The following is a 13,654-nucleotide window of genomic DNA, read 5'->3' as shown; positions in this document are numbered from 1 at the left end:
TTGAAAAATAAAGATTACAATAATATGGCACGGTCCTGGCTATCGATGGTTTGAACGCCAACTCGATCACTGGGGACCGTCATGAAAGAACAATCCGCCGAATTAGCCGTCGTCAGCAACAAAACCTTTGAAGCCTCGACGGCGGTCAATCTTCATCATTACGACATCAGCAGTGCCTTGCAAACCACGCTGGAGTTCGACGAACTGATCGGGATCTTTTGCAATAAGATTCAAGCCACGATCCCGCACAACGGCGTCGAATACAACAATCCGCTGTTCAATATGCACTATCAGCGCGGCGTGATGGCTCGCCACTCCTGCTCTTATGTCTTGAAAGTCGAGGAACAGGAACTGGGCGAACTAAAATTGACCCGCACCCAACGTTTTGGCCGCGACGAGCTGAAAATGCTGGAAAGCCTGTTGTGCTGTCTGATTTATCCGTTACGTAATGCCACGCTGTTTCAACAAGCCTTACGGATGGCGTATACCGATCCGTTGACCAAAACCAACAATCGCGCGGCCTTCAACGATAGCTTGCAACGCGAGGTCAAGCGGGCGGTACGCCACGGCCAGCATTTGTCCTTGGTCTTCGTTGATATCGATCATTTTAAGAATATTAACGACCAATACGGCCATGCTTGCGGCGATTTGGCCTTGGCATCGGTGGCCGCCTGGCTACGCGATAGCGTGCGCGGCAGCGATGCGGTTTACCGCTTCGGCGGCGAAGAGTTCGTGATTTTATTGGCCGACACCGACATCGACGGCGCCGGGATTATCGCCGAGCGTCTGCGCGCCGACATCGAGTCGCATACCCTGGCTTACGGCATGGATGTGTTGAATTTGACCGCCAGTTTGGGCGTTGCCACGCTGCAAGGCGACGACAGCGCGGAATTGCTGGTCAAGCGCGCCGACAAAGCAATGTACGCGGCCAAACAACGCGGCCGTAACCGGGTGGAATTGGCCGCCTGACGGCAAGGCCGGCAAAATCTTGCCGGCTCCGGCCGCTTAGTTTTCGAACACGTCGGCGCCCTTGGGTGCTTTGAAGTTAAACAAGGCTTCTTCCAGCTTGGGATTGATCTGGATGTTGGAAAAATAGATACGCGTCAATTGGCCGAAATTATCGCTCAATTCCATGCCGCCCAACTGGTCGCGCTCCAAGCCGATCAGGATGTATTTGAAGCCGCTTTCCTCGTTCTTGGGCGACAATTTCACCCAATTCATGCCTTCGTCCTCGCCTTGCTCTCGCAACGTGAATTTCTCTTCGATGTCGATTTGACCGGTCAACAGCAAGGCCGGCGTCGAACCCAGCGAATCGTCCAATTGCTTGACCGTGACCTGCTCCAAATCCGCATCGTAAAACCAGACCTTGCCGCCATTGGATACGATTTCCTGGACGAAGGGTTTTTGATAATTCCAGCGGAATTTGCCGGGGCGGCTCAAATAAAACTTGCCGCTACTGGTTTGTGCCGGTTTGCCGCTCTTGTCCAGCGTCACTTGGCGGAAGTCGGCGGCCAGCGCGCTCGAGCCGGCCAAAAAAGTTTTCAATCGGGCGATCGGCGTTTCCTCCGCGTGCAATGGGGTGGCGCATATCAAGCAAAAAACGAAGCTAAGAATTTTCATCGGTTAAAAAGGATTGAGGTTGTTAAGCCAGTTGCCGTCGGTTTCGCCGCCGCCGCCGCATTCGGAAAATTGGCTGGGGCCGGAGCCGTCAATAAAGGGCAGTAATTTGGCGCCGGGGCAGTCCTCGGTACTGAGCAAACCGGTGGACGGATCGATCCACTTCATTTCGACATTGTCCGGCCGGATCAGACTGACCGGCTTTTTCGAGACCTGCCGCATCAGATCGGCCCAGATTTGCAGTGCGCCGCTGCCGCCGGTCAGGCCGGTCGGCTTGTTGTCGTCGCGGCCGACCCAGACCACCGACAGCAAATCGCCGCTGAAACCGGCGAACCAGCTATCCCGCAACTGATTGGTGGTGCCGGTCTTGCCGGCCAGCGCCATGCTTTGCGGCATGTAGCTGTAGGCCGAGTGGCCGGTGCCGGCATACATCACTTCCTGCAGTATCGTGTTGGTGATGAAGGCGGCGGCGGGATCGACGGCCTGATGGACCGTGAACGGATAGCTTTGCAACGCCTTGCCGTCGGCGGCATTAACCGCCCGAATCGAGCGTAGCGGCGTCGCGAAGCCGTCGCCGGCCAGGGTCTGGTAAAGTTGGGTGACTTCGAACGGCGTCAGGGCTTGGGCGCCGAGCAGGAAGGACGGATATAGATTCACCGGCCGCGACACGCCCATCGCCTTCAGGGTGTTGGCGATTTTGCCCAACCCGATGTCCATGCCGATCCGCACCGTCGCCAGATTGTAGGAATGGGTCAGCGCGGTATGCAGCGGTACCACGCCGTGCTCGCGATTGTCGTAGTTATCCGGCGACCAGGTTTTGCCGCTGCCGTCGTCCAACGCGATCGCGGTATCGCTGATCGGCGTGGCGATCGTGTAGCGGTCGGGGTGTTCCAGCGCGGTTAGATATACCACCGGTTTGATCAACGAGCCGATCGGCCGGACCGCGTCCAGCGCCCGGTTAAAGCCGGTCGTGACCGCGCTGTCGCGACCGCCGACCAACGCGACGATCTCGCCGTTGTCGCGGCGGGTGACGATGGCGGCGCTTTGCAAATCGTCGCTTTTCGGGCTTTTTTCCAGGTGTTTCAGTTTGTTCGCCAGCGTTTGCTCCAAGGTGTCCTGCGTACGGGTGTCCAGCGTCGTTACAATGCGCAAGCCTTCCGAGGTCAGATCCTCTTCCTTGTATTCCTGTCTAAGTTGGCGTTTGACCAAGTCGATGAAATCCGGAAAACGGTTGGCCGAGCGGTGTATCACCTTGGCCACACCCAACGGCTGCTTTTTGGCTTCGCTGGCCTGTTGTTCGTCGATATAGCCTTCGGCGAGCATCGAGTCCAGCACCAGATTGCGTCGATCCAGAGTGTGGTCCGAATTGCGGCGCGGGTCGTATTCCGACGGTCCGCGCACCAGCGCGACCAGCGTAGCGACCTGCGGCAGATTCAGCGTTTTCAGCGATTGGCCGAAATAAAACTCGCTGGCCAGACCGAAGCCGTGTACCGCGCTGGAACCGTCCTGGCCCAGGAAGATTTCGTTCAAGTAGGCTTCCAGTATCTCGTCCTTGCTGTAGCGGTACTCCAGAATCAGCGACATCAGCACTTCCTTGAGCTTGCGCCGTAGAGTGCGTTTGGGGTGCAGGAAGAAGTTTTTCACCAATTGCTGGGTGATCGTGCTGCCGCCCTGCACCATGCCGCCGGCCTTCAGATTGTTCCACATCGCCCGGGCGATACCCTTGGGCGAGATGCCGAAGTGATGATAAAAATCGCGGTCCTCGGTGGACAGCAAGCCTTGCACCAGGGTCGGCGGCGCTTCGTCCAACTTGATCAAAATGCGGTCTTCCTTACGGGTCGGATAGAAGCTGCCGATTTGCACCGGGTCCATCCGCAAGATCGCGACGCTTTCGCCGGTCGCGGCATCGGCTATGCTAGTCACGCCGCCGCCGGCGAAGCCGACGATGATTTTGCGGCTGTCTTGCGGCGTGTCGCCGAAATTGAAGGCGCGGGTCTTCAGCGAGACTTGACTACCCTTGACCACGTAAGAGCCCTCGGCGGCCAGTTGCGGGTCCATCCGGTAATGCAGTTGTTGTAACAAGTCCTCGAAGCTTTTAGCGGACATCTCGTAGCCGTTGTATAGCTCGACCGGACTGGCGTAGACCCGGGCCGGGATCGACCAGCGCTTGCCTTCGAATTGTTGGCGAACGGTATAATCCAGGTAGAAGGTGTAAACCGCCAGGGCCGCCAACGCGGTCAGCGCCACGGTGATTGCGCCGCGTATCAACCAGTTGGATTTCGAGGACGTTTTTTTGCGTCTGACGGTGAGTTTTCGGTATCTGTTGGGTCGTTTGGCCATTCAGTGTTGGGAGTCTGCCGCTCTAAGGCGCGTTGCGGTGTGGCTCCACTGCGGTGGAGGCGGGTCGTTGGCAATAACGGCGTATTATCCAATAATTTTATCTCGGTCGCGACTAACACGGCCGACCGGCGGTAGACGCAAGGGGGACGGATGAGTTCAATCGGACGGATTTTCGGGTTCGACAGGACGGTTTATCGAACATTAAGCCTACGGCTAATCTGCGGCATACTCGCGCTGATCATGCAGACCGGACTCCGCGCGGCTGACGCGGCCGACATCGAAGCGTTCGTGCGCGACGGCTGCGAACACTGTTTGGAAGCCGAGGCGTTTTTGGCCCGCTTGCATGCCGAGCAACCCACTTTGCGTATCGAGGTGCATAACGTTAGCCGGGAAACCGACGCCGCCGCGCGGATGCGGTCGCTAGCCGGCGCCGAGACGGCGGGTTTGCGCTTACCCGCGTTTTACGTCGGAGGGCGCTGGATTATCGGGTATAGCGCGGGCGGTCTCAGCGACGAGCAGATCCGCGCGGCATTGCGGGGCTCGCAGCGGGCCGATATCGCGACCGGCGACGCCGGCAGTTGCAGCGTCGTTCCCGAGACAAGTTGCGAAACGCCTGAGGTGGTACCCGACTCGCAGCCGGAAAGTTTCGGCTTCACGTTTCTGGGCCGGCGGATTGATTTAGATCAGGTCGGGTTACCGCTGTTTACGCTGGCAATGGGCTTGCTGGACGGTTTCAATCCGTGTTCGATGTGGGTGCTACTCTTAATGCTCTCGATGCTGGCGCCGATGCAACAGCGGATGCGGATGCTGGCGGTGGCCGGCACCTTCGTGGTCGTGGAGGGCATCGCCTATTTCTTGTTCATGGCGGCGTGGCTGAATCTGTTTTTGCTGATCGGTTGGTCGCGCGGCTCGCAGTGGGCGATCGCGGCCATCGCGATAGTGGCCGGCGCCATCCATCTGAAAGACTTTTGGGCGTTCGGACGCGGATTTTCGCTATCGATTCCGGCGTCCGCCAAGCCGGGCATATACGCGCGGATGCGGGCCATCCTACAAGCCGACAACTTGTTCGGTGCCATCGTCGGCGCCGTGGTGTTGGCTGTGCTGGTTCAGGTCGTCGAGTTCATGTGTACTTCCGGTTTTCCGGCTTTGTATACCCGGATACTGACGCTGCGCCAGTTGCAAGGGGTCGAATATTACGGTTATTTGCTGCTCTATAATGCCGCCTATATGCTGGACGACGTGATTGTGCTGGCCGTCGGCGTCTGGACGCTGAGTCAGCGGCGGCTGCGGGAACGCGAAGGACGTTGGCTCAAATTGCTCAGCGGACTGGTCATGGTAGGATTAGGGCTTTATTTGCTGGTTTGAGGACCGGCTGCGCGCATTGGAACTTGGAGAGAGTCGGGAGTATTCGTGGTAGATAACAAGCGCAGACATCCGCGTCTGAAACACCGGGCTAAGATCCGGGTGACGGTTCCGGTTTCGACCGAGACGCAAATCCTCGACATGCGGGATTTCTCCGAAACCGGGTTGTATTTGTTCTGTCCGGTAGAATTGATCCCGCCAATGGGGGCGGTCGTCGAAGTCCAGACCACCGAGTTCGACGACGCGCCGGTGCAGATGGCCAGGGTGGTCAGGATCGATCCGAACGGCGGTTTTGCGGTCGAGTTCGGCGCCGACTGATCAGGCCCGCACATTCAGGTGCTGGCCGGAGTTTGGCGCTTGTTGGCTTTTTAGCAATTCGGCGCGCGCTTTGGCCGCCATCGCGCTGGCTTGCCCGGCCACGCTCAAATCCTGGCCTGACGGTTGGGCAGGCGCCAAGGCGGCCCGGCGTATCGTATCGGCCTTGGCCAACGTGGCTTGCGGATTGCCGCTGACTTCCGACGTGTCGATGCCGACGTCGCCGCCGGTCGCGTAGCGCACCCCGTCCGGGCCGGTGACGTACTGAAAGTGGGCGCCGCCGGTTGCCAGGCCGCCGGCTGCACTCAGATGGGCTTGCTCGTGCGCGCGGACTTCCCGGTCGCGGGTTTTCAGTTTTTGAACTTGCGCGAGTTGTTCGTCGCTGAGCTGGGCGCTGGCCCCGGTTTGCTGGGTTTTGGTCGAGTCTTGCCGCGCGGCGGCGGAACCGCTCTTCGCCGAACCGGAATAGTCGGGGAATTGAGTGTTGGCGAGGGCCGGAATCGACATGCTGGCCTCCGGAAAGGATAGGCAGGTACTTTACCGCAAGTTTCAGCCGTGGCTCAAGTTTCGGCTTCCGTGGTCTGTCGCCGCAACGCCCAAACCACGTGTTCCCTGACCAGCTCTGAATCGTGGTCCAGCCGGCCGGCCAACGCCGCGCGAATCGCTTGGTCGGCTCTGGCGTTGCCCAGCGCGACGGCGATATTGCGTAGCCAGCGCGCGTGGCCGATGCGGCGGATCGCCGAGCCTTCGGTGCGTTGCAGGAATTCGGTTTCGCTCCAGCCGAATAGTTCGATCAGCGTGGCGCGGTCCAAGCGGTGGCGCGGTTGAAAGTCCGCTTCGCCGCTGAGTGTGGCGTAGCGATTCCACGGGCAAATCAATTGGCAGTCGTCGCAGCCGTAAATCCGGTTGCCGAGCAGCGGTCGCAGTTCCTCGGGAATGCTGCCGTGCAACTCGATCGTTAAATAAGACACGCAACGCCGGGCATCGACTCGGTAAGGCGCGACGATGGCCTGGGTCGGGCAGATGTCCAGGCAGGCTCGGCAAGTGCCGCAATGCGAAGCGACCGGCGTGTCGGCCGGCAGGGCCAGATCGGTATAGATTTCGCCGAGGAAAAACCAGGAGCCGGCTCGGCGGTTGATTAAATTGCTGTGCTTGCCTATCCAGCCTAGCCCGGCTTTCTCGGCGATGGCTTTTTCCAGCACCGGTGCGCTGTCGACGAACACCCGGTAGCCGAATCGGCCGATCTCGGCGGCGATTTTGTCGGCCAGTTTTTGCAGACGGCTACGTAACAGTTTGTGATAGTCGCGGCCCAGGGCGTAGCGCGACACGAAGGCAGCGGCCGGATCGTTCAGCCGCTCGGCCATGCTGCTCCGATGCTCCGGTAGATAATCCATCCGCGCCGAAATGATGCTGAGCGTGCCGGGCTGCAAGTCGGCCGGCCGGCTGCGTTTAAGGCCATGCGCCGCCATATAGTACATCTCGCCGTGCATCCCGTCCGCCAGCCAACGCTGCAAGTGGCCTTCGGCGCTGGTCAGATCGGTATCGCTGATGCCGAGTTGTTGAAAGCCCAAGTCCAGGGCCCAGGCCCGAATGTTGGCAACGAATTCTTCGGTGGCGACGAAATGACTTGGGGGCATGGCGGGCAGGAAAATATAATGGGTTTACTGCGTCATTTTACACAAGCCCATGCCCTCAGCCGACCAAGTCTACAGCGTTGCCGAAATCCGCGAAGCCGAGCGGCGAGCGATGGCCGAACACGGCATCGCCGGTGCGGTCATGATGGCCAGGGCTGGGGCGGCCGCGTTCGAACAAATCCGGCGCCACTGGCCGGAACGTCGGCGCCTGACGGTGTTTTGCGGTGCCGGCAATAATGCCGGCGACGGCTATGTCGTGGCGCGCTTGGCCTTGCTGGCCGGTTATCGCGTCGACGTGCATGCACTATCGGATTCGGCCCGCTTGCCGGTGGATGCCGCCGACGCCTCCGAGGGCTTTTTTCAGGCCGGCGGCCGCATCGAGGTTTTGGGCGACAGTCTGCCCGGCGACAGCGTGGTCGTCGACGCACTACTCGGCATCGGCTTGAGCCGGCCGGTATCCGAGCCTTACGCGTCGGCAATCGCCGCGATCAACGCATCCGCCGCGCCGGTAGTCGCTCTCGATGTACCGTCCGGATTGGACGCGGATACCGGCAATGTCTTGGGCTGTGCGGTGGCCGCCGATTTGACCGTGACCTTTATCGGGCTGAAACGCGGCTTGTTGACCGGTTTTGCGGCCGACTATTGCGGCGAAGTCGTGTGCGATAGCCTGGCCTTGCCCGACGAGGTGCTGGCGGGTGCCGGTTCGATTTACCGACTGACCAAAACCCCGCCGCCGCCTCGCCCGCGCGTCGCGCATAAAGGCCACTGCGGCCATGTATTGGCGGTTGGCGGCAATCTGGGTTATAGCGGCGCGATTCGATTGGCCGGCGAAGCCGCGTTACGCACTGGTGCCGGCTTAGTCAGCATCGCGACGCGAGCCGTGCATAGCGCCGTCCTGAATCTTGGCCGGCCGGAATTGATGTGCCACGGCGTCGAATCCTCCGCGGATTTGGCAAGTCTGTTGGACAAGGCCAGCGTCGTCGTTGTCGGTCCGGGTTTGGGGCAAGACGCCTGGGCACGGACGATGTTCGCGGCGGTACTGGCGTCCGGCAAGCCCTGCGTGGTGGATGCCGATGCCTTGAACCTGTTGGCGGCTCGGCCGGAGCGCCGCGATCATTGGATTTTAACGCCGCATCCCGGCGAAGCCGCTCGATTGTTGGGTTCGACGACCGCCCAAGTCGGCGCCGACCGGTTTGCGGCGTTAGTGAGCTTGCAACAGCGCTACGGCGGCGTTTGCGTACTGAAAGGCGCGGGTAGCCTGGTCGGCGATGGCGAACGCATCTACGTGTCGTCCACCGGCAATCCCGGCATGGCGAGCGGCGGCATGGGCGATGTTCTCGCCGGACTGCTGGGCGGACTACTGGCGCAGGGCTGGTCGGCGCCGGAAGCGGCCAGACTGGGTGTTTACGTACACGGCGAAGCCGCCGATCGCCTGGCCTTGCGTCACGGTGAGCGCGGCTTGTTGGCCGGCGATTTGCCGGCGGAAATCAGAGAGTTACTCAATTGATCGAAATCGAATTGATCGACGCTTCGGAAACCGAAGCCTTCGGCGCGGCGTTGTGGCAAGCAATGCCGGACAAATGCCTGATGTTTTTGAACGGCGATCTGGGGGCGGGCAAAACCACGCTGATTCGCGGCGCGTTGCGCGCGGCGGGCTATGGCGGAACCGTCAAAAGTCCGACTTTCAGTTTGGTCGAGGAATACCGCTTGAACGGCCGCGCCTTGTTTCATTTTGATTTGTATCGGCTGAAAGATCCCGAAGAATTGGAATGGATAGGGATGGCCGACTATTTAGCCGAGCGGGCTTGGTGTTGTATCGAATGGCCGGAGATGGGGATGGGACAACTGCCGGCGGCCGACCTGGAATTGACCCTGAATTACGTTGGCGAGCATCGCACGGTTCAAATCAATCACTTACGTGGCGATTGGGAAAATTCGATAAAACTACACTGGAAAAACAAAGACCTATTGCTATAATCTCAACGGAATTGTCACTTTTGGGCTAACGGCTATGCAGCGAATGTCTCGAATTTTCTGGACGGTGGTCTTGTCTACCGCCGCTCATGCCGTTTTGGCGGCTCAGGCCGAACTGGCCGGTATCCAGTACGGAGCCGCGTCGCAAGTGTCGTTCGCGTTGCCGGGTCCGGTCAAACACCACGCATTCGTGTTGAAAAGTCCTAGCCGTTTGGTCGTCGATTTCGTCGACGCCAAATTCGCCGCGCCACCCGCGCAGCCGCCCGCCGATCATCCCTTGTTTCTGAACGTCCGTAGCGGCATGCACAACGGCAACGATGTGCGAGTCGTCGTCGAACTCAAAAGCGACGCCGATGCCAAGGCCGCGCTGTCCGGTAACGCCTTGCAAATTCAATTAACGCCCAAGGACGAGCCGGTAGCGGCACTGAAACCGCTGGTTAAGCCGGAAGTCGCTAAGTTGGAAAAAGCCGCGCTTGCCCAAGAGCCGGTTGCGAAGCCGGAGTTAAAGCCGGCGGTATTGAAATCCGCCGTTAAGGCCAAGGGCCGGGACATTGTCGTCGCCATCGACGCCGGTCACGGCGGTAAGGACGTCGGCGCTCAGGGTAACAACGGCACGCAAGAAAAAGACGTGGTACTGGCTATCGCCAAACGATTGGCGGCTTCCATCAATCGCCAACCGGGCATGAAAGCCGTGATGATTCGGAACGGCGACTATTTCGTCAAGCTACGCGAGAGGGTGCGCATCGCCCAAGACGCCAAGGCGGATTTGTTCGTATCCATTCATGCAGATGCGTTCGACGATCCGTCCGCCCATGGCGCTTCGGTCTATACCCTGTCGAATAACGGTGCGTCCAGCGCGGTGGCCCGGTTTTTGGCGGACAGCGAAAACGCGGCTGATAAAGTTGGGGGCGGCGACGGTCGCGATGAGGCCTTGGCTTCGGTATTGATGGATCTCTCGCAAAAGGCGGCCAAGGATGCCAGCCTGCACATCGGCAACAAGGTCCTGAAAAACGTCAAGTCGGTGGGACATTTACATCGCAGCAACGTCCAAAAAGCCGGTTTCGTTGTGTTGAAGTCGCCGATTCCGTCGATTTTGGTGGAAACGGCGTTTATTTCCAACCCGGACGAAGAGCGCCGACTGAACAGCGCCGGGTATCAGCAACAGATGGCCTCGGCGGTGTTCGGCGGCATCATGGCGCATTTCCGGCAATACGCGCCGGCCGGCACGCTGATGGCGCAGTTGTATAAAGCCGGCGGCGGCAGCCGTCTGGCCGCGATCGAAAAAACCGAGCCGGTGGCGGCCGTTAAAACGGAGCCGACGCCGTCGGCAGTTAGCGAAACCGTTGTGGTCGCGGCGCCGTCGGCCAACCAACACGTGATCGGGCGGGGTGAGACTTTATCGGAAATCGCCCAACAATACGGCGTTTCGATGCGGGCGATCCGCGATGCCAACGCAATGAACGACGGCAATCTACGTGCCGGCCAAGTCATACAAATCCCTCGCAGCAGCTGATTTTTACCGGGTGGTCGCGTCCAAGCGCTTTGACTTTTTCGCCAGTTGCGCTGTACATTGGCAGGTTTTTTAAAACCAAGCCTGGAGCTCGATATGACTCAACTGCCCAACTGTCCCCAATGCCAATCGGAGTTCACCTACGAAGACGGCGAAAGTTATGTTTGTCCCGAGTGCGGACACGAATGGGCGAAGCAAGCCAACACCGACGCCGGCGAAGCGGCCAAGGTCGTGACCGATGCCTACGGCAACGTGCTTCAGGACGGCGACAGCGTGACCGTGATTAAGGATCTGAAAGTCAAGGGTTCGTCGGCTGTCGTCAAGGTCGGGACCAAAGTTAGGAACATCCGTTTGGTGGACGGAGACCACGATATCGACTGCAAGATCGACGGTATCGGCGCGATGGGTTTGAAGTCGGAATTCGTTAAAAAGGCTTGAACAAACGCCGTCGGCCGGACGGCCGACCACTAAGGCCGAGCGACGGTTTTTTGCAACGTTGCTGTCATAAACGCTGGATAGAATCGGGGCTTTTCCATCCCATGATTCGAGACATCCTTCATGCGTTTAACATCCACCCTGTTTTGCTCCGGGATGCTGTTGGCCAATGCGGCTATAGCGACACCGGTTTTCGTCAACGGATTGACCATTTCCGGCGCGACCGGCGACAGTTTCGGCACGTCGGTCAACGACGGCCGGGTCGGCTTTTTCTCCGACATTTATTACGATCCCAACCGTAACGAGTGGTGGGGCTTGTCCGACCGCGGTCCCGGCGGCGGTTCGTTGAATTACGAGACCCGCGTGCAACGCTTCAGTTTGGACATCGATAGCCAAACCGGCGCGATTTCCAATTTCACGCTGCTGCAAACGCTGAAGTTTTCCAAGTCCGGCGCGGCCCTGAACGGCATTGCCCCCAATCCGACCGGAACCTTGGGTAACGCCTTCGATCCGGAAGGTGTGGTGGTCAATCCGCGCAGCGGTAATTTGCTGGTGTCCGACGAATACGGTCCGTCCTTGTACGAAATCGACCGCAACACCGGCGCCGTGGTGAAAACCTATGCGACGCCGGCGAATCTGGTGCCGCGCAACAGCGCCAGCGGTACGGCCAATTACGCGGCCGACACCGGTAACGATGCCGGCAAGCGCACCAACCGCGGTTTCGAAGGCTTGGCGATCAGTCCGGACGGCAAATACGCCTACGCGATCCTGCAAAGCGCGATGCTGGATGAAGGGGCCGGTAACGGCAAAGTTAACCGCATTGTCAAGTTCGATACCGAAACCGGCGCCGCCGTGGCGCAGTATGCCTACGAAATGAAGCGTTCCGGCCAAGGCCAGGGCGTATCGGCGTTGGTGGCGATCAACGACCACGAGTTTTTCGTGTTGGAGCGCAACAATCGCGGTGTCGGAGTCGGCGCCGATTTGGCGACCGCCGATAAGGAAGTCTACAAGATCGATCTGGCCGGGGCGACCGATGTCAGCAACATCGATCTGGACTCCGGTGCGAGCTATACCAAAGTGAGCAAGTCCGCGCAAATTATCGACCTGGACGCCAACACGCTGGCGGCGTTGGGCAATAAGTCGCCGGAGAAATGGGAAGGACTGGCAATAGGACCTAAATTGGCCGACGGCAGTTATCTAATGTTAGCCGGCACCGACAACGACTACAGCGTCACTCAAAACGGTAGCGGCCAGCAATTCGACGTGTACTTTCGGTTTAGCGATGCCGATCCTTATGCCGGCTCGATTCAATGCCCGCTGGGCGAAACCAGCGGTTGCGCGTGGACTTCAAATGGTAGTGCCGCCAGTCTGACCGACGAATACAGCCTGCTGCCGGGCGTGCTGCACGCCTACAAGGCTTCGGCCGCCGATTTGGCCGGCTACGTCGCGCCGGTACCGCTACCGGCGGCGTTTTGGATGTTCGGTTCCGCTCTGCTGGGCTGGGTCGCTTATCGCGGGAAAAGCCGCGACTGAGCCGGCCGGATTGGCGACTGAGATGGCCGTGGCTTTAGTCGCTCGGTCGCCTTGCACCGACGATCGTCAAATGGTTTTCGGCCTGGAGAACGAAAAAAATGCTTGTAGCGGCTTCAGCCGCGATCGGCGGCTTTCGAAGTAAGGAAATGCTTGAAAACCGGCTGGTGTGACGCACGAGCCGGCATTTTTCCGCGTGGCGGGCGCTTTAACTGGCGGCGCCGGCCGCGGTGGCCTCCGGAACCTCGATCAGGCTGCCGGTTTTGACGTCGTAAACGTATCCATACACCGGAATGTTACCCGGAACCAATGGATGGGCCTTGATGCGCTTGACGTCTTCCAACACGCTGTCCGCCTGATTCTTAATGGTCAGCCAATTGATGAATTTGCCGTCGGTGGAACCTGGACCCGCGCCGTGATCGTGCCAGCCGGACGCGTCGACGCTGGCGGTTTCCAGGCTGCTGGCCAGCAAATCGCTCATGATTTCGTTGGTAAAGGTTTCCATGCCGCAATCGGTATGGTGAATCACAAACCACTCTTTCGTGCCCAGCAATTTATAAGAAATCACTAGCGAGCGAATTGCGTCGTCGCTGGCGCGGCCGCCGGCGTTACGGATGACGTGGGCGTCGCCCTCGGACAGACCAGCGTATTTGGCAGGGTCCAGGCGGGCGTCCATGCAGGTCAGAATGGCGAATTGGCGGGCGGGCGGCATCGCCAGATCGCCTTTGTTGAATTCGGCGACATAGCCGCGATTGGCTAGGAGTACTTCGTTAAGAATTTTGCTCATAATTACCTCGGTGGGGTGGGGGAAAAGACGTCTGGTTTAAGACAGCAAAACCAGACGATGTAACGACTATCTCCGGGGCGCATTCTATCGACCTTGCTCTCTGGTTTAAAGAGGCGAATTGGTTTATAAATCTTAAACCACAGGTTTATA

The 13,654-nt window shown here is 59.3% G+C and carries 13 protein-coding genes; 8 read left to right on the top strand and 5 right to left on the bottom strand.

Annotation, left to right across the window (positions count from 1 at the left end):
* Positions 1–81 precede the first annotated feature (81 nt).
* A complete protein-coding gene (locus ACQE3E_RS14280) occupies positions 82–969 on the top strand; it encodes a GGDEF domain-containing protein (RefSeq protein WP_313729953.1) in 888 nt (295 codons plus the stop codon).
* Positions 970–1,005: 36 nt separating this feature from the next.
* Here ACQE3E_RS14280 and lolA read toward each other — a convergent pair whose 3' ends face one another.
* Positions 1,006–1,620: an outer membrane lipoprotein chaperone LolA gene (gene lolA / locus ACQE3E_RS14275; RefSeq protein WP_071157970.1), complete on the bottom strand. Its 615-nt coding sequence runs from the start codon at positions 1,618–1,620 to the stop codon at positions 1,006–1,008.
* A gap of 3 nt (positions 1,621–1,623) precedes the next feature.
* The gene (gene mrcB, locus ACQE3E_RS14270; RefSeq protein WP_313729954.1) at positions 1,624–3,957 is read right to left on the bottom strand and encodes a penicillin-binding protein 1B; all 2,334 of its coding nucleotides are present in this window, start codon (positions 3,955–3,957) and stop codon (positions 1,624–1,626) included.
* Between the two features lie 150 nt (positions 3,958–4,107).
* Between mrcB and ACQE3E_RS14265 the strand changes: the two genes are divergently transcribed.
* On the top strand, positions 4,108–5,322 hold the full coding sequence (locus ACQE3E_RS14265) for a glutaredoxin family protein (protein WP_313729955.1): 1,215 nt from the start codon (positions 4,108–4,110) through the stop codon (positions 5,320–5,322).
* Positions 5,323–5,367: 45 nt separating this feature from the next.
* Positions 5,368–5,637 (top strand): PilZ domain-containing protein, encoded by a 270-nt coding sequence (locus tag ACQE3E_RS14260; RefSeq protein ID WP_064025702.1) that lies wholly within the window; start codon positions 5,368–5,370, stop codon positions 5,635–5,637.
* Here the strand turns inward: ACQE3E_RS14260 and ACQE3E_RS14255 are convergent, their stop codons facing one another.
* Positions 5,638–6,141 carry a putative metalloprotease CJM1_0395 family protein gene (locus tag ACQE3E_RS14255; RefSeq protein WP_064025700.1) on the bottom strand — a complete coding sequence of 168 codons (504 nt, stop codon included), beginning with the start codon at positions 6,139–6,141 and terminating at the stop codon, positions 5,638–5,640.
* 53 nt (positions 6,142–6,194) lie between these two features.
* Positions 6,195–7,271 carry a tRNA epoxyqueuosine(34) reductase QueG gene (gene queG / locus ACQE3E_RS14250; RefSeq protein WP_313729956.1) on the bottom strand — a complete coding sequence of 359 codons (1,077 nt, stop codon included), beginning with the start codon at positions 7,269–7,271 and terminating at the stop codon, positions 6,195–6,197.
* 49 nt (positions 7,272–7,320) lie between these two features.
* On the opposite strand from queG, the gene ACQE3E_RS14245 reads away from it, so the two are divergent.
* The 5 genes from ACQE3E_RS14245 to ACQE3E_RS14225 all read left to right on the top strand — a co-directional run bounded on the left by ACQE3E_RS14245 (position 7,321) and on the right by ACQE3E_RS14225 (position 12,720).
* Positions 7,321–8,775, top strand: coding sequence for an NAD(P)H-hydrate dehydratase (locus ACQE3E_RS14245; protein ID WP_427500688.1), 1,455 nt, complete (start codon positions 7,321–7,323; stop codon positions 8,773–8,775).
* Positions 8,772–9,245 carry a tRNA (adenosine(37)-N6)-threonylcarbamoyltransferase complex ATPase subunit type 1 TsaE gene (gene tsaE / locus ACQE3E_RS14240; RefSeq protein ID WP_427500687.1) on the top strand — a complete coding sequence of 158 codons (474 nt, stop codon included), beginning with the start codon at positions 8,772–8,774 and terminating at the stop codon, positions 9,243–9,245. The genes ACQE3E_RS14245 and tsaE overlap by 4 nt, the downstream gene beginning before the upstream one ends.
* A 43-nt stretch (positions 9,246–9,288) precedes the next feature.
* Complete coding sequence (locus ACQE3E_RS14235; RefSeq protein ID WP_427500686.1) at positions 9,289–10,755, top strand: N-acetylmuramoyl-L-alanine amidase; 1,467 nt, start codon at positions 9,289–9,291, stop codon at positions 10,753–10,755.
* Positions 10,756–10,848: 93 nt separating this feature from the next.
* The gene (locus tag ACQE3E_RS14230) at positions 10,849–11,190 is read left to right on the top strand and encodes a zinc ribbon domain-containing protein YjdM (RefSeq protein WP_168029538.1); all 342 of its coding nucleotides are present in this window, start codon (positions 10,849–10,851) and stop codon (positions 11,188–11,190) included.
* Between the two features lie 120 nt (positions 11,191–11,310).
* Positions 11,311–12,720 (top strand): esterase-like activity of phytase family protein, encoded by a 1,410-nt coding sequence (locus ACQE3E_RS14225; protein ID WP_313729960.1) that lies wholly within the window; start codon positions 11,311–11,313, stop codon positions 12,718–12,720.
* Between the two features lie 205 nt (positions 12,721–12,925).
* Here the strand turns inward: ACQE3E_RS14225 and ACQE3E_RS14220 are convergent, their stop codons facing one another.
* On the bottom strand, positions 12,926–13,504 hold the full coding sequence (locus tag ACQE3E_RS14220; protein WP_064025688.1) for a beta-class carbonic anhydrase: 579 nt from the start codon (positions 13,502–13,504) through the stop codon (positions 12,926–12,928).
* Positions 13,505–13,654 lie beyond the last annotated feature (150 nt).

It is taken from the genome of Methylomonas sp. MED-D, from assembly GCF_050276835.1.
In the GTDB taxonomy this organism is placed as follows: Bacteria; Pseudomonadota; Gammaproteobacteria; order Methylococcales; family Methylomonadaceae; genus Methylomonas; species Methylomonas koyamae_A.
The sequence above is the reverse complement of the archived record's forward strand: the minus strand, read 5'-3'. Positions and strand labels throughout refer to the sequence as shown.

Coding starts and splice junctions, on each gene's coding strand:
- ACQE3E_RS14220 (WP_064025688.1), bottom strand. CDS start 13,504: ATGAGCAAAATTCTTAACGAAGTACTCCTAGCCAATCGCGGCTATGTC.
- ACQE3E_RS14230 (WP_168029538.1), top strand. CDS start 10,849: ATGACTCAACTGCCCAACTGTCCCCAATGCCAATCGGAGTTCACCTAC.
- ACQE3E_RS14265 (WP_313729955.1), top strand. CDS start 4,108: ATGAGTTCAATCGGACGGATTTTCGGGTTCGACAGGACGGTTTATCGA.
- ACQE3E_RS14225 (WP_313729960.1), top strand. CDS start 11,311: ATGCGTTTAACATCCACCCTGTTTTGCTCCGGGATGCTGTTGGCCAAT.
- queG (WP_313729956.1), bottom strand. CDS start 7,271: ATGCCCCCAAGTCATTTCGTCGCCACCGAAGAATTCGTTGCCAACATT.
- lolA (WP_071157970.1), bottom strand. CDS start 1,620: ATGAAAATTCTTAGCTTCGTTTTTTGCTTGATATGCGCCACCCCATTG.
- mrcB (WP_313729954.1), bottom strand. CDS start 3,957: ATGGCCAAACGACCCAACAGATACCGAAAACTCACCGTCAGACGCAAA.
- ACQE3E_RS14235 (WP_427500686.1), top strand. CDS start 9,289: ATGTCTCGAATTTTCTGGACGGTGGTCTTGTCTACCGCCGCTCATGCC.
- ACQE3E_RS14245 (WP_427500688.1), top strand. CDS start 7,321: ATGCCCTCAGCCGACCAAGTCTACAGCGTTGCCGAAATCCGCGAAGCC.
- ACQE3E_RS14280 (WP_313729953.1), top strand. CDS start 82: ATGAAAGAACAATCCGCCGAATTAGCCGTCGTCAGCAACAAAACCTTT.
- ACQE3E_RS14255 (WP_064025700.1), bottom strand. CDS start 6,141: ATGTCGATTCCGGCCCTCGCCAACACTCAATTCCCCGACTATTCCGGT.